Raw genomic sequence first — 20,186 nt, 5'->3', positions numbered from 1 at the left:
TCCCGGTTCCGTTCGTCGCCGAACTCCGGGGTGCGAGCGGCGGTGCGCGGGCACCGTCGTTCAGCGCCGCGCTCGCGCGCGACGCTCGTGCTGCCTCCCATCCGGACTTTCACCGTCGGTCCCGGAATTCCACCAGGTCAACCGCCTCCCACCGAAGTGGTCAGCGGCTCGCGGACTGTCACCGCCGGTTCGGACTCTCACCGACCCCGGAGCACGTTGTATCCCCGCCAGCCTACTCACCACGGCTGGGAGCGGGGTCTCGCAGCGTCATGCTCGCCGGCGGCGGGGTCTCGATACGCGCTTCGCGCTCCTCGGCCAGCATGCAAGGGCGGTGGCGGCGTCGTGCTCGCCGGCAGACGGGGCCGGCCGCCGTCTTGCATGGGCGGCTCGCTCATGCTGATCGAGCAGCCCTCGGAGAGGGTGTATCGAGATCCACCGTCGTCCGGAGGGTGGGTCTCGATACGCGCTGCGCGCTACTCGACCAGCATGCTGCCGCCGAACGGGTCAGGACTGGTCGGCGGCGGCGACGTGCTCGGCGTGGGCGCCGTGCTCGTCGTAGTGGTCGCCGTGCAGGGCGTGGCGGTGGGTGCCGTGCGCGTAGTCGACGTGGTCGTCGTGCTGAACGGTGGTGTGGCCGCAGCCGTCGCCGTGCTGGTGCTCGGTGAGGTCGTGCTCGGCGTGGAGGTCGGTGCTGCTCATGGTGCTGCCTTTCGAGGAACGCGGCCACCGGTCGGCGGCCAGGACCAGTGGACCAGATCCATAAACGCATCGCAATACATTCGGGTAATCGAGAGTGATGATCATCCGCAGCAGCGGGCTACCCTCGAGGCGATGGACGAGGACAGGTACGGGCAGGACGTGCTCGCCGGGAACTGGCGGGCGAAGAACACGGTCGAGGTCGCGGTGATCGAGGCCGAGCGCGATCTCGTGGTCGAGGAGGTCGCCTCCGGATTCGTCGGCGCCGTCGTCGGCGTGGAGCTGCGGATGGTGAAGCTGGAGGACCGCTTCGGCAAGGTCCGCGTCTTCCCGATCGGCCCCGGCTTCCTGATCGACGGCAAGCCGGTGTCGCTCAAGGCGCCCGGCCTCAAGCGCGACGCGAACCTCGGCCGGGCGCGCTCCGCCTCCGGCTCCTTCCACGTCGCGGACGCGAAGGCGCGCGTCGCGCTGCCGAGCCGCATCTACGTCGAGGGCCGCCACGACGCCGAGCTGGTGGAGAAGGTCTGGGGTCACGACCTGCGGATCGAGGGCGTCGTCGTCGAGTACATCGAGGGCGTCGACAACCTCGACGAGCTGGTCCGCGCCTTCGCCCCCGGGCCCGGACGGCGGATCGGCGTGCTCGTCGACCACCTCGTGCGCGGATCGAAGGAGTCGCGGATCGCCGACGCGGTCGCCGCCGGCCCGCACGGCGCGCACGTCCTCGTGGTCGGGCACCCCTTCGTCGACGTCTGGCAGGCGGTCAAGCCGGCCCGCGTCGGCCTCGAGCGCTGGCCCGACGTCCCGCGCGCGATCGAGTGGAAGAAGGGCATCTGCCAGGCGCTCGGCTGGCCGCACGACGAGCAGGCCGACATCGCGCGCGCCTGGCAGCGCATCCTCGGGCAGGTCCGGACCTTCAAGGACCTGGAGCCCGCGCTGCTCGGCCGGGTCGAGCAGCTGATCGACTTCGTGACGGAGCCGGCATGACCCGCCGCGCCGGGCTCGGCCTGGCGGTGGACGTCCTCCTCGTCGCGGTCTTCGTGCTGATCGGGCGGCGGACGCACGACGGCGACTCGGTGCTCGAGGGCTTCCTCGTGACGCTCTGGCCCTTCCTCGCGGCGCTGCTGCTGGGCTGGGTGATCGCGCGCGCCTGGCGGACGCCGGATCGCATCCTCGTCTCCGGCCTCGTGGTCTGGGTCGTGACGGTGGCCGGCGGGATGCTGCTGCGGGTGCTCTCGGGGCAGGGCGTGCAGCTGAGCTTCGTGGTCGTCGCGACGATCGTGCTCGGAGTGTTCCTGCTCGGGCGCCGCGCGCTCAGCCGGCGGATCGGGCGACGGCGCGCATAGGACCGGCGGTGCGCCTCAGCCGAGGATCCGCACGCCGAAGTGCTCGGCGAACAGCGGCAGCATCAGGCTGAGCTGCAGCTCCGTGAGCGCGACGCCGCGGAGCCCGTCGAGACCGCCGAGCACGTGCAGCTCGGCGCCGCGCAGGTCGAGGTCCTGGATCTTCGCGCCGGGCAGCTCGAGCGAGCGGACGTCGCAGTCGGTGAAGGCCACTCGCGAACCGGTGGCCCCGCCGAGGTCGAGCTCGTCGATCGTGCAGCGCTCGAAGAGGACGTCGCGCAGGGTCGCTCCGCGCAGGTTCACGTAGCCGAGCTTGCAGTCGGAGATCCGGACCTGCTCGAAGGTGCTCTCGTAGAGCTCGGCCGAGCCCAGCCGGGAGGACGCGAGCTCGATCGAGCGCCAGCGGCTGCGGGGCGCGGACAGCCCCGGCACGTCCAGCCGCTCGAGCCGCGATTCCACGAGGGAGGCGGCCCGCAGCTGCGCCCGCTCGAGGACCACGCCGTCGAGCACGCACTCACTGAAGGACGCGGCCGTCAGGTCCGCTCCGGTGAGGTCGACGCCGTCGAAGCGGAGGCCCTCCGCGTGCTCGCGGGCGCCGGTGTCGCCGGCGTAGCCCTCCGCGAGGCCGTCGAGGAGGAGCGGATCGAAACGGGGAGCGGGGAGGGCGGCGCGCACCCGGCGAGCCTACGCGGCGAGCACCTGCGCACCGCCCACCGGCGAGCCTCTGCGCGCGAGCAGGCCCGTGCGGTGAGAGCATGACCGCATGCCCCGACTCCTCGCCGTCTGCCGTGTCGACCGCCTGCTCCCGGACCCGGGCCTGGTCGGCGTGACCGCCATCGACAAGCGCCCCGTCGAGGGGCCGGTCGTCATCCGCGATCTCGGCGTCTACGCCGACGTGCAGGCCGACCGCGCGCACCACGGCGGCGAGGCGAAGGCGCTCTACGCCTACGCCCGCGAGGACGCCGAGTGGTGGGCGGAGCGGCTCGGCTACGAGATGCCCCCCGGACGGTTCGGCGAGAACCTGCGCGTCGAGGGGCTCGATCTCACCGGCGCCGTGATCGGCGAGCGGTGGCGGATCGGCGAGAAGGTCGAGGTCGAGGTGACGATGCCGCGGACGCCGTGCGCGACCTTCCAGCGCGTGCTCGGCGAGCCGCACTGGGTCAAGCGCTTCGCCGACGAGGGGCGCACCGGCGCCTACCTGCGGGTCCTGCACCGGGGGAGCATCGAGGCCGGCGACGCGATCGAGCTGCTCTCGCGCCCGGAGCGCGCCGTGCCGCTGCGCCGCTGGTTCGTCGAGCGCCGCGCCGACGACGCGCAGACCCTCCTCGACGCCGAGGCCGCGGGCGAGCTGCGCCTCGCCGCCGACCTGCGCCCGTACGTCGAGCGCGCACTCGCCTGACCCGCGGACTGCTGAACCGGCCCCAGCTTGCTGATCGCCCAGCCCATTGCTCGCGTCGATCCGGCACGAACGGTCGTCTCCGGATGCGCGAGGGGACCGTTCGTGACGGATCGACTGGCGCGGTCGGGGTGTGGAGAACAGGCGGGTCTGTGAAGAGCGGTTCTCAGGGGTCCGCGTGCGGCACGGTGGCGGGATGCCGCAGCCGTCCCGTCTTCCCTCCGAGCTCCTCGGGCGGCCGTTCACCGTCGCCGAGGCCGCTCGCGTCGGTCTCGCCCGGGGTCGCCTGCGCAGCGGCGATCTGACGGCGCCGTTCCACGGCGTGCGGGTCGAGGGCGTCGATCCGGACCTCGAGATCCGCGCGCGGGCGCTCCTCGCCCTGCTCGGGCCGGGAGCGGTCCTCAGCCATCTGACCGCGGCGAGGCTCTGGCCGCTGGAGCTCCCGCGCGCCCTGCCGGGTGAGCCGCTGCATGTCAGCGTGCGCGCGCCGGCTCGGGCGGCACGGCGTCCGGGAGTGGCCGGGCACGCGGTCTCCGATGCGCGGGTACGGCGCGTCGTCCGGCACGGCTTGCCGATGACCGACGGGGCGTCGCTCTTCTGCCATCTGGGCACGCTGCTCGAGCTCGACGATCTCGTGGCGGTGGGCGACGCGCTCGTGCGGACGCCGCACCGCGGAGACTCGGAGGATCCGCGCCCCTGGGTGCCGCTGGGGGAGCTCCGCGAGCGAGTGGCGTGGTTCTGCGGGCGCGGGGCGGCGCGGCTGCGCGAGGCGATCGCGCTGGTGCGCGACGGCGCCGAGTCGCGGCCGGAGTCCCGTTTCCGGCTCGCGTCGGTGCGGGCAGGACTGCCGGAGCCGCAGCTCCAGGTGGCGCTGTTCACGTCGGTGGGTGTCTTCGTCGGGCGGCCCGACGGCTGGTACGAGCGGGAGCGGGTGTCCTGGGAGTACGAGGGCGACGGACACCGCACGAGCAACCGCCGGTTCGCGCGCGACGTCGGCCGCTACGACGACTTCCTCGCGATCGGTGTGCACCCGGTGCGCATCGTCGCGGCCGAGTTCCTGCCGCACCCCGAGCGCTCGGTCGAGCGGCTACGCCGGGCCCTCGCGGATCGAGCGCGACCGTGAGCGCGGGTCCCGATACGCCGCTGCGCGGCTGCTCGACCGGCATCGGCATGGTGATCGAGCAGCCCTCGGAGAGGGCGTATCGAGATCCACCGGTGTCCGGGTGGGTGGGTCTCGATACGCCGCTGCGCGGCTACTCGACCAGCAGGGTGCGGCCGCTGCGGAGGCACTGGACCAGCAGGGAGGGGGCCTGGCGCAGGAAACTCCGGGAGGATGGGGGGATGACTGCGACGCTGCTCGAACGGATGCCGACGCCCGACGCCGACGGGCGCGTCGACGACGACGCGGTGTACCTGGCGTTCACGGAGTGGGCCGAGGCGCGGGGGCTGCCGCTGTACCCGGCGCAGGACGAGTCGATGATCGAGATCTCGTCGGGGGCGAATCTGATCCTGTCGACGCCGACCGGCACCGGGAAGTCGCTGGTCGCGATCGGGGCGCACGCCGCCGCGCTGGCGAACGGCCGGCGCAGCTACTACACCGCGCCGATCAAGGCGCTCGTCTCGGAGAAGTTCTTCGCGCTGGTCGACGTCTTCGGCGCCGCGAACGTCGGCATGGTGACCGGCGACTCCTCGGTGAACCCGGACGCGCCGATCATCTGCTGCACCGCCGAGATCCTCGCCAACCTGGCACTCCGGCACGGCGCCGAGACCGACGTCGACCAGGTCGTGATGGACGAGTTCCACTTCTACGCCGACCCGTCCCGCGGCTGGGCCTGGCAGGTACCGCTGCTGACGCTGCCGCACGTGCAGTTCGTGCTGATGTCGGCGACGCTGGGCGATGTGACGGCGCTCGCAGCGGACCTCACCCGGCGCACGGGGCGCGAGACCGCGACGGTCACCGGCGTCGAGCGGCCGGTGCCGCTGCACTTCTTCTACGAGATCGCGCCGATCCACGACTCGATCGAGGAGCTGCTCTCGACGAACCAGGCGCCGGTCTACATCGTGCACTTCTCCCAGGCCGCCGCGCTCGAGCGCGCGCAGGCGCTGACCAGCGCGAACATCGCCACCCGCGAGCACCGCGACCGCATCGCCGAGGTGATCGGCGGCTTCCGCTTCACGACCGCGTTCGGCAAGACCCTCTCGCGCCTGCTCCGGCTCGGGATCGGCGTGCACCACGCGGGCATGCTGCCCAAGTACCGCCGCCTGGTCGAGCAGCTGGCCCAGCAGGGCATGCTGCGGGTGATCTGCGGGACGGACACCCTCGGCGTCGGCATCAACGTGCCGATCCGGACGGTCCTGCTCAGCGCGCTGACCAAGTACGACGGCGTGAAGAGCCGCCAGCTCTCGGCGCGCGAGTTCCACCAGATCGCCGGGCGGGCCGGCCGCGCGGGCTACGACACCGCGGGCACCGTGGTGGTGCAGGCGCCCGAGCACGAGTCGGAGAATCGTAAGGCGCTCGACAAGATGGGCGACGACCCGAAGAAGCGGCGCAAATGGGTCGGCAAGCGCGCGCCGCAGGGCTTCGTCAGCTGGGGCGAGCCGAGCTTCCGCAAGCTCGTCGACGCCGAGCCCGAGACGCTCACCTCGCACATGACGATCACCTCCGCGATGCTGCTCAACGTGATCGCGCGCGGCGGCGATGTCTTCGCGAACGTGCACGCGCTGATCTTCGACAACCACGAGCCGTGGAAGCGGCAGCTGCAGCTGGCCCGCCGGGCGCTGGGCATCTACCGCACGCTCCGCACCGCGGAGGTCGTCGAGCAGATCGTCGACGCCGATGGCGTGGTCCGCATCCGGCTGACCGTCGATCTGCAGCCGAACTTCGCGCTCAACCAGCCGCTCTCGCCGTTCGCGCTCGCCGTGTTCGACGTGCTCGACCCGGAGTCGCCGACCTTCGCGCTGGACGTGATCTCGGTGCTCGAGGCCACGCTCGACGACCCGCGGCAGATCCTCGGCGCCCAGCAGTTCCAGGCCAGGGGCGACGCGGTCGCCGCGATGAAGGCGGACGGCATCGAGTACGAGGAGCGGATGGAGCTGCTCGAGAGCGTCACGCACCCCAAGCCGCTCCAGGAGCTGCTCGAGGCGACCTTCGAGACCTACACCGCCGTGCAGCCGTGGGTGCGCGACTTCGAGCTCTCGCCCAAGTCGGTCGTGCGCGACATGTACGAGCGCGCGATGTCGTTCGGCGAGTACTGCGCGTTCTACAAGCTCTCCCGCTCGGAGGGCCTGGTGCTGCGCTACCTCTCCGACGCGTTCCGGGCCGCCCGGCAGACCATCCCGGACGAGATCAAGAACGAGGAGCTGCACGATCTGATCGAGTGGCTCGGCGAGCTGGTGCGCCAGGTCGACTCCTCGCTGGTCGACGAGTGGGAGGAGCTGGTCAACCCGGCCCTGCACGCCGCCGACCAGGCGATCGTGCCGCCCGCGCCGCGCCGACTGACAGCGAACCAGCGCGCCTTCCGGGTGCTGGTGCGCAACGAGCTGTTCCGGCGGGTCACGCTCGCGGCGCTGGACGACCACGAGGCGCTCGGCGAGCTGGACGCGGCGGCCGGCTTCGACGCCGACGCCTGGGGAGAGGCGCTCGACGACTACTACGACGAGCACGACTCGATCGGGATCGGGCCGGACGCCCGCGGTCCGAAGATGCTGCTCGTCACCGAGACGCCGACCGAGTGGCGGGTGCGGCAGATCCTGGACGATCCGGCCGGTGATCACGACTGGGGGATCTCCGCCACGGTCGATCTCGCGGAGTCGGACGAGGCGGGTGCGGCGGTCGTGCGGGTCACCGCGGTCGGGCGGCTCGACGGGGCGAGCTGACGGCGCGAATCGGCGGCCGACGCGTGATCGAACACCGCGAGCCACCACCGCGCACCGACGCCGCGCGCCGCACGTCGCGTTTTCCGCGACACATCGAGCCCGCATACTGGTTCGCGTGGCAACGGGATCAGGGGACGCGCTCGTCGCGCGCGAGCGGCTCGCCTGGATCGACACGACCCGCGGCCTCGGCGTCCTCGCGGTCGTCCTCTTCCACGTCCTGATCTGGAGCTTCGCCACCGTCGCGGATCCCGGATCCTCGATCGCCGCGCTCTGGGACCAGGTCGGCGGCTCGCTCGGGCGCATCCGGATGCCGATCCTCTTCGCGCTGGCGGGGCTCCTCGCGCAGTCCGGCCTGCTGCGCGGCTGGCGTCGCGGCTCCGCGCGGGTGCGGCTCGTCTCGAACTACTACCTCTACGCGGTGTGGGTCGTGCTCTACGCGGTGTTCTTCGCCCTGCTCGCGCGCCCGGACTTCCCGCACTCGATCGACTCGCTCGACCGCGTCCTGCTGCAGTTCGTCTTCCCGACGACCACGCTCTGGTTCCTCTTCGCGCTCGCGCTCTACCCGCTCGTGCTGGTGCTGCTGCGGGCGCTGCGGGTGCCGTGGTGGGGGATCCTGCTGCTCGGCACCGCCGCCTGGTTCCTGGCGACGAACCTGCGGGTGATCCTCTTCGGCGACGCGCTGCTGGCCAACTTCGTCTTCTTCGCGCTCGGCGTCCTCGGGGCGGAGCAGCTGCGCCGCTTCTCGCGGCCGGGCGTGCTGGTGCTGCTCGTGCCGCTCGGGGTGTTCCTGGTAGCGGTCGTGGGCGGGCGTGTCGTCGACGGGGCGGCCGGGCAGATCGCGGGCTTCGTGGTGAGCGCGAGCGCGATTCCGCTCGCCGTGGCCTGCGCGGCTCTGCTCTGCCGCTGGGCGCCGGCGGCGCGGGTCGGCTCGGCGATCGGGCGGCGGACGCTGCCGATCTACCTGCTGCAGGTGCCGCTGCTCGGGCTGTGGTCGCTCGTCGCGAACCCGGACGCCGCCTGGCTGACGGGGCTGCTCGAGAAGCCGGTCGCGGCGCTGCTCTACCCGCTGGTGCTCACGGCGGCGATCGTCGCGCTGTCGCTCGGGATCCGCCGGGTGCTGGCGCTGATCCCGGGGGATCCGCTCTTCACGGTGCCGGCGCCGCTCGTCGCGCTGACGCGACCGGCGCGGGCCGGGCGGCACGCGGGCTGAGCGCCGGAAGCCGCGCGCTCGGGCGCCCGGCCGGCGAGGCGGTCGGACGCTCAGCCGGTCGGATGCTCAGCCGGTCAGGCCCAGATCTGGGCCAGGTATTCGCTCGTCACCTGCGGGCTGCGCTCGTGCACGTCGTCGGCGCTCCACTCGAGGATCGACTCGTCGATGATCCACTCGCCCTCCTTCGGTGCCGCGCCGCTGGTCTCGTAGCCGGCGGTCGAGTTCGTCACCGACGCCCAGGTCGCGGCGCCCATCGGCCCGATGAAGGTGCTGTCGAGCGCGGAGCAGCCGAACTCGACGCCGGGGCCGTTGGAGGCGCCGAAGCTGCCGTCCTGGTCGGCCTCGTCCGGCACCGGGAAGACCCGCTTCACGACGTCCGCTCCGACGACCAGGCAGTGCTGGTAGCGCACGTTCTCGGCCGAGCCGATCTGGAACGCGGTGTTCGTCGAGGCGAAGTCGATGCAGTCGATGCTCGTGATGTCGCCGTAGTAGTTGCCGCCCTGGCCGGAGAACTGCACGGTGTCGGTGTGCGCGCCCGAGCCCTTCTCCTTGTACGCCGGGGCGGTGTAGCAGCCGATCCGGAAGATGTGGCGGAGGCCGCCCGCACCGTCGGTGGGGGTGCGCATGCTCGAGACGTCCTCGTCGCGGAGCTGGGCGTCCGGGACGACCACCTCGACGAGCTCGACGTTCTCGGTGAAGTCGGTGCCGTCGACGCCGTAGACGTTGTAGGCGTTGGTGGTGATCCGCGCGAAGGCCGAGCTGCTGCAGCCGGAGGCGAGGAAGGCGCCGTTGGTGACGATGCCGACGAGCGCGACGTTGTAGACGCGGAGCAGGCGCCAGGAGTTGGCGGTGGTCACCGTGCCCCAGCCGTCGCGCGGGTAGACGAGGACGCGGGTGTCGCGATCGAGCGTGCCGATGTCCTGCATCATCGGGGACGAGCTCGAGCCGGCGCCGCCGCCGGGCAGCTCGCCCGGTGCGACGAGGATGCGGACGGTGTCGGCGGGGCCCGCGGTGTCGAGCGCCGTGGTGATCGCCTCGCTGATCGCCGACCAGGAGCACTCCACCTCGACCTCGAGGTCGACGTCGCCGGTGAACCACGGGGTCCGCGAGGGCCAGTGGGTGCCGTTCGGGCCGAAGGAGGGCGTCGGAGTCGGGACGCCGGCCAGCAGGTCGAGCTCGGCGGCCGGGGTGCCCGGCTCGCCGGAGACGCCGGGCTGGTCGGGCTGCAGGGCGCGGTAGGCGGCGTAGCCGCCGCCGCCGAGGGCGACGAGGCCGAGGCCGGCGCCGACCGCGCCGAGCACGACGGCTCGGCGGGAGGGCCGCTTCGGCGGGAGCTCGTGGAACTGCGACGCGTCGAAGGGAGGCTGCGCGGAGGAGGGCGAGGAGGAGTCGGCCAAGGGTGTCCAAACCGTCAGTGGGCGGTGCCGGAGGCGGCACGCCTCGGGTCCGGCGCGCCACGCTGTGCCGTGAGCGCAGCCGTCGGGACGTCGGCGCGCTCGTCACGCACCCTAGCAGCCGGGGTCGACGAGACTCCTGGGAGGGGGGTGGCGGGTGCTGTCGGGGTGGGTCTCGATACGCCGCTGCGCGGCTACTCGACCAGCATGCAAGCGGCGACGCGGCCGGCATGGAGGGAGTCATGGTGATCGAGTAGCCCGCGGAGCGGGCGTATCGAGATCCACACCTGCGTCAGGACGGGAGTCTGCAGACCTGCCCTGCTGAGGACGGTGGGTCTCGATACGTCGCTGCGCGGCTGCTCGACCAGCGTGGAGGCGGGCGACCGGGGGTCAGCGGCCGCGGGACTCGCGCTTGCGCATCTGGGCGGCGATGTCCGCCTCGGTGATCTCCTTCTTCGCCGGGCCCCAGAGGGCGGCGGCCTGGCTGGCCACGCCGATGCCGATGCCGAGCATCGGCCAGATCGGCCAGAAGTAGCCGTCGGCGCCGGTCGCGAACCAGACGCCGGTGGTGATCGCGGAGACGCTCGCCCAGCCGCCGACCGAGCCGGCGAAGTCGCGGCGGCGCTTGAGGTCCTTGACGGCCTGCGCCCGCTCGATGTCCTCGGGGCGGGCGAACTCGACCTCCGCCGGCGTCTCGGCGCCGTTCTCGGCGGGCGGCTGCGCTGCGGAGCTCCGCTCGACCCCGGTCGCCGCCGGCTGATCGCGCCGGGCCGACGGGTCCGGGGACCCCCAGACGTTGTCGCTCATGACACCCCTCCGCTCGTTCCGCCCAGCCTACGCAGGCGGGCGGTCGAGGGCACGGCCCGCCTCAGGGGAGCTCGGGTTGGCAGTGGGGGCACCACCAGGTGCGCCGCTGCTCCGGGTCGTCGCGGACCTCGGCGCGGACGAGGACCGTGGTGCCGCAGCGCAGGCACGGCCGGCCGGCGCGGCCCGCGACCCAGTGCCGCTCGCCGCGGCGGGTGTCGCCGGTGGTGGTCTGGAACATCCCGGGCACCGTGACGGACGCGCGCAGGCCCCGGGCGGCGGTGGCGACCAGGGCGCGGACGTCGACGGTGCCGACGGGCCGCCAGGGGAAGAGCCCGCGGAGGAAGCAGACCTCGTTGGCCCAGAGGTTGCCGAGGCCCGCCATCAGGCGCTGATCGAGCAGGGCAGCGACGACCGGCCGCTCCGGTGTGCGGGAGAGGCGGGCGACGGCCTCCTCCGCGCTCCAGTCGGCGCGGAGCGGATCCGGCCCGAGGTGGCCGACCGCGCGCGCCTCGTCGCGGGTCGGCAGCAGCTCGACGACGGGGAGGTCGACGCCCCAGAGGGTGACCCCGTCGTCGAGCCGGAGCCGGACGCGGACGTCCTTCTGCACGGCCCGCGGGACGGCGCGACCGGGCGAGGTGACCGTCCACGAGCCCTGCATCCGCAGGTGCGTGTGCAGGGTCAGGTCACCGGAGAAGCGGGTGAGCAGGTGCTTGCCGTGGGTGTCGTGCTCGAGGATCCGCAGGCCCTCGAGCGAGCTGCCGGCCGCGTCACCCGAGCGCAGCTCGCCGTCCGCCACGCTGCGGCCGTCCGCTGACCGCCTCAGACGGGCGGCGAGACGGTGGACGCTGTCTCCCTCGGGCATGCTCCGCACTCTAGGAGCCGGACCCGGACGACGTCAGGGGTGGCGCGACGAGGGCGGGCCGGCTTCTCAGCGGACCCGCCCCGGCGGTCGGTCGTGCGCGGTGCTCTAGCGGGCGCTGTACGCCTGCTGGTACGTCCGCTCCGTGCCGTCCTTCGCGGTGACCTCGATCGTCGCGGTACCGGCCTTGATCGGGCGGAGCACCGTGAGGTAGGAGGTCGTGAACGACTGGCCCGGCTTCACCGAGCTCTTCGTCCGCGTGCCGTAGGGCGTCGAGATCTCGATCGCGACCGCCTCCGGGCCGTTGTTGACAGCCGTGACCGTCAGCGTGCGGAGCACGGCGAGGCGCGTGGTCTTCGCGCTGGTCGCGACGTCGATCACGGTCGCCGGCGCGGTCTCGGGCAGGTCCAGGCCGACGACGACCGGGTCGTGGTCGCTGGAGCGGTAGGCCGAGGTGTCGTAGAAGATCGTCGCGTTGTAGTCGTAGCGGCTGTACTCCAGCGCCACCGACTCCCCGCTGTTGATGTTCCAGGTGTCGACACCGGTCACGGTCGCGTCGGCCGCCGGGGAGGCGAAGACGTGGTCGAGCGAGCCGACCGCGCCGTCGAAGGAGTAGGAGTACTTCCCGTCCTTCGCGCCCTGGTCGATGTAGCCCGCGTCGCGCAGGACCTGGATCGGGTCCTCCTGCGAGTAGGCGTTGAAGTCGCCGAGCAGGTAGACGAGGTCCGTCGCCTTCTCGGTCTTCAGGCGGTCGGCGAACGCGACGAGCGCGGTGGCCTGGTTGACGCGGGAGGCGTTCGAGGCGCCCTGGCCGTCGCCCTGATCGGCGTCGACTCCGGAGCCGGAGCCCTTCGACTTGAAGTGGTTCACGATCGCGACGAACTCGCTGGCGCTGTCGCCGATCAGGCGGAACTCCTGGGCGAGGGGCTTGCGGGCGTTGGAGAAGGCGACGCCGTCGTTCAGGATGACGGACTCGCCGACCGGCTCGATGACGGCCTTCTTGTAGATGAACGCGGTGCGGATGACGTCCTCGTCCGCGAGCGCGGGGAGGGCGGCGGGCGAGGGCACGTACGCCCACAGCTCCGAGCCGGCGGCGGTGTTGAGCGCGGCGGTCAGCGTGGCGAGGGCCTCGTCGCGCGGCTTGCCGAACTTGGCCGAGTTCTCGATCTCCTCGAGCGAGACGACGCCGGCGCCGAGGCTGTTGATCGCGGTGACGATCTTGGCCTGCTGGCGCTCGAGGTCGTCCGCGTTCGCGGCGCCGCGGGCGTCGCAGCCGCTGTTGACCGTGACGGGGTCGCCGTCGCGGTCGGTGTAGAAGGTGCAGCCGGTGATCGAGTCACCCGTGGTGGAGAAGTAGTTGAGCACGTTGAAGGACGCGATCGAGAGGTCGCCGCCGACGGCCTCGGGGGCCGCCTCGCGGGTGTTCGCGAAGGTCGCGGGCTGCACGGTCGCGGCGTTCTCGACGGTCAGCTGCGTCGTCGGCTGGAAGGACCAGCCGCCGTTGCGGTAGTCGAGGACGACCGGGGTCGTGAAGGTCGCCGGGGCGCCCACGCGGATCGGCTCGGCCGGGGTGAGGTAGGGCAGCGGGATCGCCTTGTTCGCGGCGGCGCCGAGGAAATTGATCGAGGCGCCGTCGTCGAGCACGATCGCGCGCGCGGCGTTGTCGGCGACGACCGCGGCCAGCTCCGGCGTTCCGGGGCGGGCGACCTCGGTCGGGGTCAGCAGCGGCGAGTCGCCGGCGGCGAGGCCGACGGAGCCGAAGCTGTTGAGGTCGAAGGTGTCGGTCACGGTGAACGCGCCCTGCGGGGCGATCAGCATGCTCTCGAGCGTCTCGCGCTCCTCGACGGTGCGGGGGAGGCCGACGGCGGCCGGGACCGGCGCGGCGACGGGGGTGCCGAGCTTCTCGACGGTCGCGGCCGAGGTCGGGGTGAGCTCGGTGAGGCCGTTGAACTCGCTGACGGCGCCGGTGATGCGCAGGCTGTCGCCGATCGCGACCGCGCCGACCGAGGCGGAGGAGTAGACGAAGACGGCGTCGGAGGCGGTGCGGCCGGTGGTCTGCGCGCCGGTGCCGGCGGTCTGGATCACGTAGCCGCTGTAGCCGCCGGTGGCGTAGCGCGCGGTGACGACGCCGGTGGTGGTGACGGTCTGCCCGACGAGCGGGGACGCGGCTCCGGTGCCCTGGATCTCGGCGATCGAGACGGTCGGCGCGGTGGTGGGCGGCGCCGTCGGCGGAGTGGTCGGCGGGGCGGTCGGCGTCGCGGTGGGGGTCGGCGTCCCGGTCGGCGCGGGCGTCGGCTCCGGGGTGGCGCCGCCGCCGGCGGACTCGGGGGTCATCGCGCCGACGGTGAAGTCGGCGGCGTTGGAGTCGGTGTCGCCGGTCGCGGTGTCGGCGCGGGCGATCGACTCGGTCAGCGTCGGCGCGGTGGCGGCCGCCGACTCGAAGGTGTTGGAGGTGCCGTAGCCGAGCAGGTCGAGGACCGCGTCGGGCTGCTCGGCGGTGCCGGTCGGCGGGGCGACGAGGGTCGCGGTGCCCTCGACCAGGAAGAGCGTGCCGCCCGCGGCCGCGATGTTGAGGCCGTTCGCGGTCTGGTCGGCGGCGGGGAGCGGCGCGCCGTTGCTGCCGTTGCTCGCACCGGCGATCAGGAAGTGGCCCTCGGCGGGAACGGTGCCGGTGAGCGCGACGGTCGTCGTCGGGTTCGCCGTGCCAGTGGCCGAGCGGTACTGCAGCGAGAGGCCCGAGAGCGCGACGTCGGCGCCGGTCGGGTTGTAGAGCTCGACGAAGCGGTTGCTGTAGGTCGCGCCGGCCGAGCCGCCGCGGGCGAAGACCTCGCTGATGACCAGCTCGTCCCCGCTCGGAGCGGCGGTGGCGGGCGCAGCGACCAGCGGCGAGGCGACGAGGGCCAGGCCGGCGAGGGCCGCGAGCGCGAGGCCTCTCCGGGGAGCGCGGGCGCGGGGCCTCTGCGCGGGGAGTTCGGGGGAGTCGGGCATGGTGGTCCTCTCGATCGCCGCTCCGGAGAGCGGTGGTGCGTCACCGCACGGCGACGGCGACCCTTCGCCCCTGAAAGGGGCACAGTGAGCCACGCTATGCAGTGCGGGTGCCCGGCCTGTGAACCGGACGTTTCATGAACGTAAACTCACCCACCGACATCGGGGCCGCGGTTCCGTCTTCGCGGCCTCCGTCCGGGAACGCGCGCCATGATCGGGGGATGATCTCCTTCGAACTGGCCAGGGCGCTGCGCACCGCGGGGCTGCGCTGGGCACCGGTCACCGGCGACCGCTTCCGCATCGAGCGCGAGGGGTTCGACGGCGACGTCTTCACCGTGAGCGACATGACCATCGAGCCGCACGAGTACGAGACCGGCACCGTGCTCGGCTTCAACGGCACGACCGAGTGGGCGCTCGACTCCGTCGCGCTCGACGACTCGCTCTGGCTGCCGCGCGAGGACCAGCTGCGCGAACTGCTCCGCGGCACGTTCCGCTCGCTGCGCCGCGTCGCGGACGGCGGGCCGGTGCGCTTCGCCGTGACCGTCGAGCTCGCCGGCGAGCAGCGCGACTTCGAGGACGAGATCGCCGAGAACGCCTACGCGGAGGCGCTGCTCGCGCTGGTCAGCTCGGTCGCGGTCGACCTCGACGACGTGGACGAGCTCGCCTGAGCCGATCCTCCGGGCCGGAGGGGGTCAGGACGCCGCCTTCTCCTCCTCCGCTTCGGCCGTCGAGGCCGCCTTCTTCGCCGCGGGCTTCTTCTTCGGAGTGATCTTCTCCGGAGCGGCCTTCTCGTCGTCGGTCTTCGCGGCGCTCTTCTTCGCCGGCGTCTTCTTGGCGGTGGTCTTCTTCGGCGCCGAGTCCTCGTCGGCGGAGGAGTCCTCGTCCGCCTTCTTCCTCGTCGCCCGCTTCTTCGCCGGAGCCTTCTCCTCGGGGTCCGCGGACGCCCCCGCCTTCGCCCCGCGGCTGCGCTCGACCGAGCGCTTCAGCGCCTCCATCAGGTCGAGCACCTCGCCGCCGCCCTCCTCCTCGGGCTTCTCGCCGAAGGTGGCGGAGGTGTCGAGGGCGTCGCCCTGCTCGATCTTCGCGTCGATGAGGGTGCGCAGCTCGGCCTGGTAGGAGTCCTGGAACTTCGACGCGTCGAAGTCCTCCGAGTAGGAGTCGACCAGGTGCGAGGACATCTCCAGCTCGCGGGCGGCGATCCGGGTGGTGCCCTCGAGCGACGGGAACTCGACCTCGCGCACCTCGTCGGCCCAGAGCAGCGTCTGCAGCATCAGCAGCTTGCCGCGCACCCGCAGCGCCGCGAGCCGGGTCTTCTGCCGGAGCGCGAACTCGACGATGGCGGTGCGGTCCGTCTCCTCGAGGGTGCGGCGCAGCAGCACGTAGGCTTTGGGGGAGGAGGAGTCCGGCTCGAGGATGTAGGCGCGGTCGAACATGATCGGGTCGACCTGCTCGCTCGGCACGAACTGCACGACGTCGATCTCGCGGTCGCGCTCCTCCGGCAGCGCCTTCAGCTCGTCCTTGGTCAGCACGACCGTGCGCTCGCCGTCGTCGTAGGCCTTGTCGATGTGATCGAAGGTCACGACCTCGCCGCAGATCTCGCACTTGCGCTGGTAGCGGATCCGGCCGCCGTCCTTGTCGTGCACCTGGTGCAGGGGGACGTCGTGGTCCTCGGTCGCGCTGTAGATCTTCACCGGCACGTTGACCAGGCCGAAGGTGATCGCGCCCTTCCAGATGGCTCGCATGGCCCCAGTGAACACCGTGCGCCGCCGCGGCGGGAAGCCCCGCCCCTCCCGCGAGATGCCACTTGTGCACGCGACACGCCGTGGAATCGGGTCACATGTGGCATCTCGCGGCCGGGGACAGAGGGGGGCACTCGACGTCCTTTCGGGCGGCGGGTGTCGAATGGACGGCGATGACTGACGAGAACCGGCCCGCCGACAGGCTCCGCGCCGCCCTGACCGCCCCCGACGCGTCGTCCCGGCTGCAGGCGGCGATGACCGCCGGCACCCGGCCCGCTGACGAGTACGCCCCGGTGCTCGTGGCCCGCTGCGCCGTCGAGCCCGACTTCGGCGTGCGCGAGATGCTCACCTGGGCGCTCACCCGGCACGATCCGGCGGTCACCGTCGACCTGCTGCTGCCCGAGCTCGAGTCCGAGACGCCGCAGGCCCGCAGCCAGGCGCTGCACACGCTGTCGAAGGTGGGCGATCCGCGCGCGTTCCGGGCGATCACGCCCGCGCTGCTGCACGACGAGCACCCCGCGGTCGCGCACGCGGCCTGGCGCACCGCCGCCCGGCTCGCCCCGGAGCCCGAGCGGCCGGCCCTCGCCCGGCAGCTCGCGGAGCACCTCGGCGAGCGCGACCGCCCGGACCAGCGCGCCCTCACCCGCGCGCTGCTGATGCTCGGCGACGCCGCGGGCCCCGTCCTCGAGGCCGCCGCGCGCTCGGAGGAGGACCCCCGCCGCTTCCACGCCCTCGCGACCCTCCGCCTCCTCGCCGACCCGGACGAGGACGTCGAGGAGGCCTTCGCCCGCGCCCGCCGTTCCTGACGCGGGCCCGACCGCCCGGAAGCGGACGCAGGGAACGCGTGAGGCGTCCCGTTCCCGTCGAGGCGTCCAGCAGCAGCGGGACTCCTCGACGGGGACGGGACGCCTCGGGCGTCCGGGTCGGCTCAGCCGATCGGGGTCGGGTTCACGGGGTCCGGCGGAACGGGCAGCGAGCCGTTGATGCGGTTCTGCGCCTGGCACTGGCTCGTGCAGTTGGTCGCTCCCTGCGAGAGCTCGACGGCGTCCTCGCCGAGCACCCCGCCGAGGCGGCCACCCGGGGCGACGGTCCACTTCGTGACCGTGCCGCTCTGGAAGGTCTTCGTGGCGACCTGCGGGCTGTCCTTGCCGAGCAGCATCGAGTGGTAGCCCGTCGCGCTCTGGGCCGGGGTCACTGCGTCGACTCCGCTGCCGAAGTTGATCTTGCCGGTGAAGCTGTTGACGAAGTAGAACAGCCCGGGGCCGAGTGTGTGCACGAGCTCGACGTTCCCGGCGAACTCGGGCTCCATCTGGAAGATGCCGCCCTGCGCGCCGTCCTTCGCCTGCACCTTGAGCTTGCCGGCCGCGGTCCGGAGGATCACCACCAGGGTGTCGTCCTTCACCTCCAGCGAGTCGAGCCGCGCGCCCGCGAGCTGCGCCGCGGTGAGCGTCGGCACCTTGGACGCGAAGACCACCGTCGGCGAGGTGACCATCCGCTGCGTGTCGGGGGCGCCGGTGAGCGTGTAGTCGTAGACGCCCAGCGTCGACACGCGGAGGTCGAAGCGGTTGTTGACGCCGCGCACGGCGATGGTCCCGGCGACGGCGACGTCCTTGAGCTTCACGTCCTTGCCGGCGGCCGGGTCGTAGGTGGTGCCGTTCACGGTGACGGAGTAGTCGCCTCCGACGGACGAGGTCTTGGCCTGCGCGGGCGAGGCCGCGAGGCCGGTGAGGAGCAGCGCGATCGCGGCGATCGCCGCAGTGCGGGCGGTTCTGCTGAGGGGGGACATCGTGGCCTTCCTGTCGACCGGCGCTGGGCCGGTGCGGGGTAGGAGGCAACCCTCGCCCGCGCCGCGCCGCGCGGCAATCGGACCTTGGTACTAGTACCCGGGCAGGTGGTCGCGCACCCACAGCGCGGCGCTCGTGCGATCGCGCACGCCGATGCGCGTGAAGGCGTGCCCGACGTGCACCTTGACCGTCCGCTCCGCGATCCCGAGCTCTCGCGCGATCTCCTTGTTCGCTCGGCCGGAGGCGATCAGCCGCAGCACCTGCTCCTCGCGAGTGCTGAGGGCGGGCAGGGCGGCGCCGGCACCGCCCGGCAGCAGAGCCCGGGCCGCCCGCGGATCCAGCGGGGCGTGCCCCGCCGCCGCCGAGCGGACCGCGTCGAGCACCACGGCGGGGTCGGCGTCCTTGAGCTGGTATCCCTGGGCGCCCGCCCGCAGCGCGGCGAGGACGCGGCCCCGGTCGTCGAACGAGGTCAGGACCACGACGCGGACCGCCGGGTGCAGGGCGAGCATCCGCGCGGTCGCCTCGATGCCGTCCATGCCCGGCATCGACAGGTCCATCAGGACGACGTCGGGCGCGGACTCCGCCGCCGATCCGAGCGCCTCCTCGCCGCTGCCCGCCTGCCCGACGAGCAGCAGGTCCGGCGCGCTCGAGATCAGCGCGGCGAGGCCCGCGCGGACGAGCGGATGATCGTCGACGATCAGGACGCGGATCACGGCGCCGGCTCCAGTCGCCAGTGCGTCCCCCGGCCTGGAGCGGTCAGGAGGCGCAGCTCGGCGCCGCGCTCGCGGGCGAGATCGCGCAGAATGCTCAGCCCGAGGTGTCCCGCTTCCGGATGCGCGAGCGCCGTCGCCGCGTCGAAGCCGCACCCGTCGTCGACGACGTCGAGCGCGACCGAGCGGCCCGTGCGATCGCCTGCGCGCCGCAGCCGGACGAGGACGCTCCGCGCGCCGGAGTGCTTGACCGCGTTCGTCAGCGCCTCGTGCGCGACCCGGTAGAGGAGCCGCTCGTCGTCCGCGGTCAGGCCGGTGCGCGGCGGCGCCTCGACCACCACGTCCAGTCCGCGCGCGCGGGTCGTGACGGCGAGATCCTCCAGAGCTGCCGCGAGCCCCGCGTCGGCGAGGCTCGGCGGGTAGATGTCGACGAGCAGCGACCGCAGTCCGCCGAGGCCGGTGCGGACGGTCGCGGCGACCTCGCGGAGATCCGCGGCGAGGGCGGGATCGCCGTCCGCCTCGGCCCGCTCCGCCCGCCCGTGCACGGCGAAGGAGGCGGCGACGAGGTCCTGCACGGCACCGTCGTGGACGGTCGCCGCGATCCGCCGGCGCTCGTCCGCCGAGGCGTCGAGGGCGCGCTGCAGCAGTGCCTCGCGACTCCGCCGCGACCGACCGATCAGCGCGAGCAGGCGCGCGAGCACCGGCAGCAGCACGAGCACCAGCAGCACCGTGCTCGCGATCGAGATGACGGCGAAGCTGCGCCAGAGCTCGCCGCTGCGCTCGACGACCTCGTCGTAGCGGAAGTAGCTCTCGAACAGGAGCGGAGTCCCCGACGGCGTCCGCACGGTCCGGTAGGCCTCGAGGAGGCGTCCGCTGTCGCGCTCGTACACGTTCTCCGGGGCCTGCAGGTCGGAGACCTCGGCGTGCACAGCGACGTCGGCGAAGGCCTCCAGATCGTCCTCGTCCAGGGTGAAGGTCCGCCCCTCCAGGCGCCGGTCGTCGGAGTAGAGGATGCGGCCCGAGCGGTCCCAGAGCTTCACGCGCACCAGGGAGTCGTCGAGCACGTGCGCCCGGACCTCGCGGTCGACGAGCTCCAGCGCCGCCGGGTCGCCGGTGAGCACGGCGTCCGCGAGAGCCGGCTCGACGATCACCTCCGCGAGGAGATCGGCGGTGTCGGAGGCGTCGGCGACGGCCTCGGACTCCGCGAGCGTCCGCGCAGCCTGGACGTCGAGGGCGCTGATGCCGAGGATCAGGAGCAGGGCGACGGCGATCACGCCGGCGAACACGCGCCGCGGCCGGACGGCGGGCTCGCCGGTCCGCTCGCCCGCGGCCACGACGACGATCCAGGAAGGCTCCATCGCTCGCGAGGCTATCAACGACATCCGTCGTT

Annotated in this window: 18 protein-coding genes and 1 riboswitch; of the genes, 8 read left to right on the top strand and 10 right to left on the bottom strand. The window is 72.9% G+C overall.

All coding sequences use genetic code 11. The features are described from left to right. Window positions 1-84 precede the first annotated feature (84 nt). A riboswitch (FMN riboswitch) is annotated at window positions 85-218 on the bottom strand. 286 nt (window positions 219-504) lie between these two features. Further along, window positions 505-699, bottom strand: coding sequence for a zinc transporter permease (locus tag EDF22_RS12150; protein WP_123447667.1), 195 nt, complete (start codon window positions 697-699; stop codon window positions 505-507). A 132-nt stretch (window positions 700-831) separates the two neighbouring features. Between EDF22_RS12150 and EDF22_RS12145 the strand changes: the two genes are divergently transcribed. Beyond that, window positions 832-1,680 carry a DUF3097 domain-containing protein gene (locus tag EDF22_RS12145; RefSeq protein ID WP_123705183.1) on the top strand — a complete coding sequence of 283 codons (849 nt, stop codon included), beginning with the start codon at window positions 832-834 and terminating at the stop codon, window positions 1,678-1,680. Next, window positions 1,677-2,039, top strand: coding sequence for a DUF3054 domain-containing protein (locus tag EDF22_RS12140; RefSeq protein ID WP_123705182.1), 363 nt, complete (start codon window positions 1,677-1,679; stop codon window positions 2,037-2,039). The genes EDF22_RS12145 and EDF22_RS12140 overlap by 4 nt, the downstream gene beginning before the upstream one ends. Before the next feature lie 15 nt (window positions 2,040-2,054). On the opposite strand, the gene EDF22_RS12135 is transcribed toward EDF22_RS12140, so the two are convergent. Next, window positions 2,055-2,711, bottom strand: a complete 657-nt coding sequence (locus EDF22_RS12135; protein WP_123705181.1) for a pentapeptide repeat-containing protein — start codon at window positions 2,709-2,711, stop codon at window positions 2,055-2,057. An 88-nt stretch (window positions 2,712-2,799) separates the two neighbouring features. Between EDF22_RS12135 and EDF22_RS12130 the strand changes: the two genes are divergently transcribed. From EDF22_RS12130 to EDF22_RS12115, 4 genes are all read left to right on the top strand, one after another. Further along, the gene (locus EDF22_RS12130) at window positions 2,800-3,435 is read left to right on the top strand and encodes an MOSC domain-containing protein (protein ID WP_123705180.1); all 636 of its coding nucleotides are present in this window, start codon (window positions 2,800-2,802) and stop codon (window positions 3,433-3,435) included. Between the two features lie 193 nt (window positions 3,436-3,628). After that, a complete protein-coding gene (locus tag EDF22_RS12125) occupies window positions 3,629-4,555 on the top strand; it encodes a hypothetical protein (protein ID WP_123705179.1) in 927 nt (308 codons plus the stop codon). 218 nt (window positions 4,556-4,773) lie between these two features. Continuing rightward, window positions 4,774-7,308: an RNA helicase gene (locus EDF22_RS12120; protein ID WP_123705178.1), complete on the top strand. Its 2,535-nt coding sequence runs from the start codon at window positions 4,774-4,776 to the stop codon at window positions 7,306-7,308. A gap of 115 nt (window positions 7,309-7,423) precedes the next feature. Then, window positions 7,424-8,518, top strand: a complete 1,095-nt coding sequence (locus EDF22_RS12115; protein WP_185020294.1) for an acyltransferase — start codon at window positions 7,424-7,426, stop codon at window positions 8,516-8,518. A 74-nt stretch (window positions 8,519-8,592) separates the two neighbouring features. Here the strand turns inward: EDF22_RS12115 and EDF22_RS12110 are convergent, their stop codons facing one another. From EDF22_RS12110 to EDF22_RS12095, 4 genes are all read right to left on the bottom strand, one after another. Then, on the bottom strand, window positions 8,593-9,915 hold the full coding sequence (locus EDF22_RS12110; protein ID WP_123705176.1) for a hypothetical protein: 1,323 nt from the start codon (window positions 9,913-9,915) through the stop codon (window positions 8,593-8,595). Between the two features lie 387 nt (window positions 9,916-10,302). Next, window positions 10,303-10,719: a 2TM domain-containing protein gene (locus tag EDF22_RS12105; protein ID WP_123705175.1), complete on the bottom strand. Its 417-nt coding sequence runs from the start codon at window positions 10,717-10,719 to the stop codon at window positions 10,303-10,305. A 61-nt stretch (window positions 10,720-10,780) separates the two neighbouring features. Next, complete coding sequence (locus tag EDF22_RS12100) at window positions 10,781-11,581, bottom strand: Fpg/Nei family DNA glycosylase (protein ID WP_123705174.1); 801 nt, start codon at window positions 11,579-11,581, stop codon at window positions 10,781-10,783. 105 nt (window positions 11,582-11,686) lie between these two features. Then, window positions 11,687-14,566, bottom strand: a complete 2,880-nt coding sequence (locus EDF22_RS12095; RefSeq protein ID WP_123705173.1) for an ExeM/NucH family extracellular endonuclease — start codon at window positions 14,564-14,566, stop codon at window positions 11,687-11,689. Between the two features lie 218 nt (window positions 14,567-14,784). Between EDF22_RS12095 and EDF22_RS12090 the strand changes: the two genes are divergently transcribed. Continuing rightward, window positions 14,785-15,231 (top strand): hypothetical protein, encoded by a 447-nt coding sequence (locus EDF22_RS12090; protein ID WP_123705172.1) that lies wholly within the window; start codon window positions 14,785-14,787, stop codon window positions 15,229-15,231. Window positions 15,232-15,255: 24 nt separating this feature from the next. Here EDF22_RS12090 and EDF22_RS12085 read toward each other — a convergent pair whose 3' ends face one another. Further along, entirely contained in the window at window positions 15,256-16,305 is a 1,050-nt protein-coding gene (locus EDF22_RS12085) for a Ku protein (RefSeq protein WP_123705171.1), read from the bottom strand. A gap of 170 nt (window positions 16,306-16,475) precedes the next feature. On the opposite strand from EDF22_RS12085, the gene EDF22_RS12080 reads away from it, so the two are divergent. Further along, window positions 16,476-17,108: a HEAT repeat domain-containing protein gene (locus tag EDF22_RS12080; RefSeq protein ID WP_123705170.1), complete on the top strand. Its 633-nt coding sequence runs from the start codon at window positions 16,476-16,478 to the stop codon at window positions 17,106-17,108. A 122-nt stretch (window positions 17,109-17,230) separates the two neighbouring features. On the opposite strand, the gene EDF22_RS12075 is transcribed toward EDF22_RS12080, so the two are convergent. The 3 genes from EDF22_RS12075 to EDF22_RS12065 all read right to left on the bottom strand — a co-directional run bounded on the left by EDF22_RS12075 (window position 17,231) and on the right by EDF22_RS12065 (window position 20,154). Then, complete coding sequence (locus EDF22_RS12075; RefSeq protein WP_123705169.1) at window positions 17,231-18,088, bottom strand: hypothetical protein; 858 nt, start codon at window positions 18,086-18,088, stop codon at window positions 17,231-17,233. Between the two features lie 90 nt (window positions 18,089-18,178). After that, window positions 18,179-18,799 carry a response regulator transcription factor gene (locus tag EDF22_RS12070; protein ID WP_123705168.1) on the bottom strand — a complete coding sequence of 207 codons (621 nt, stop codon included), beginning with the start codon at window positions 18,797-18,799 and terminating at the stop codon, window positions 18,179-18,181. Beyond that, window positions 18,796-20,154 carry an ATP-binding protein gene (locus tag EDF22_RS12065; protein ID WP_123705167.1) on the bottom strand — a complete coding sequence of 453 codons (1,359 nt, stop codon included), beginning with the start codon at window positions 20,152-20,154 and terminating at the stop codon, window positions 18,796-18,798. The genes EDF22_RS12070 and EDF22_RS12065 overlap by 4 nt, the downstream gene beginning before the upstream one ends. Window positions 20,155-20,186 lie beyond the last annotated feature (32 nt).

The organism is Rathayibacter sp. PhB127, assembly GCF_003751665.1.
GTDB classification, from domain to species: Bacteria; Actinomycetota; Actinomycetes; order Actinomycetales; family Microbacteriaceae; genus Rathayibacter; species Rathayibacter festucae.
This window is presented reverse-complemented; position numbering and strand designations above follow the sequence as displayed.

What these genes read in the sequence shown, in the direction of transcription:
- EDF22_RS12150 (WP_123447667.1), bottom strand. Translation starts at nt 699, where the DNA reads ATGAGCAGCACCGACCTCCACGCCGAGCACGACCTCACCGAGCACCAG.
- EDF22_RS12145 (WP_123705183.1), top strand. Translation starts at nt 832, where the DNA reads ATGGACGAGGACAGGTACGGGCAGGACGTGCTCGCCGGGAACTGGCGG.
- EDF22_RS12140 (WP_123705182.1), top strand. Translation starts at nt 1,677, where the DNA reads ATGACCCGCCGCGCCGGGCTCGGCCTGGCGGTGGACGTCCTCCTCGTC.
- EDF22_RS12130 (WP_123705180.1), top strand. Translation starts at nt 2,800, where the DNA reads ATGCCCCGACTCCTCGCCGTCTGCCGTGTCGACCGCCTGCTCCCGGAC.
- EDF22_RS12125 (WP_123705179.1), top strand. Translation starts at nt 3,629, where the DNA reads ATGCCGCAGCCGTCCCGTCTTCCCTCCGAGCTCCTCGGGCGGCCGTTC.
- EDF22_RS12120 (WP_123705178.1), top strand. Translation starts at nt 4,774, where the DNA reads ATGACTGCGACGCTGCTCGAACGGATGCCGACGCCCGACGCCGACGGG.
- EDF22_RS12105 (WP_123705175.1), bottom strand. Translation starts at nt 10,719, where the DNA reads ATGAGCGACAACGTCTGGGGGTCCCCGGACCCGTCGGCCCGGCGCGAT.
- EDF22_RS12100 (WP_123705174.1), bottom strand. Translation starts at nt 11,581, where the DNA reads ATGCCCGAGGGAGACAGCGTCCACCGTCTCGCCGCCCGTCTGAGGCGG.
- EDF22_RS12095 (WP_123705173.1), bottom strand. Translation starts at nt 14,566, where the DNA reads ATGCCCGACTCCCCCGAACTCCCCGCGCAGAGGCCCCGCGCCCGCGCT.
- EDF22_RS12090 (WP_123705172.1), top strand. Translation starts at nt 14,785, where the DNA reads ATGATCTCCTTCGAACTGGCCAGGGCGCTGCGCACCGCGGGGCTGCGC.
- EDF22_RS12085 (WP_123705171.1), bottom strand. Translation starts at nt 16,305, where the DNA reads ATGCGAGCCATCTGGAAGGGCGCGATCACCTTCGGCCTGGTCAACGTG.
- EDF22_RS12080 (WP_123705170.1), top strand. Translation starts at nt 16,476, where the DNA reads ATGACTGACGAGAACCGGCCCGCCGACAGGCTCCGCGCCGCCCTGACC.
- EDF22_RS12075 (WP_123705169.1), bottom strand. Translation starts at nt 18,088, where the DNA reads ATGTCCCCCCTCAGCAGAACCGCCCGCACTGCGGCGATCGCCGCGATC.
- EDF22_RS12065 (WP_123705167.1), bottom strand. Translation starts at nt 20,154, where the DNA reads ATGGAGCCTTCCTGGATCGTCGTCGTGGCCGCGGGCGAGCGGACCGGC.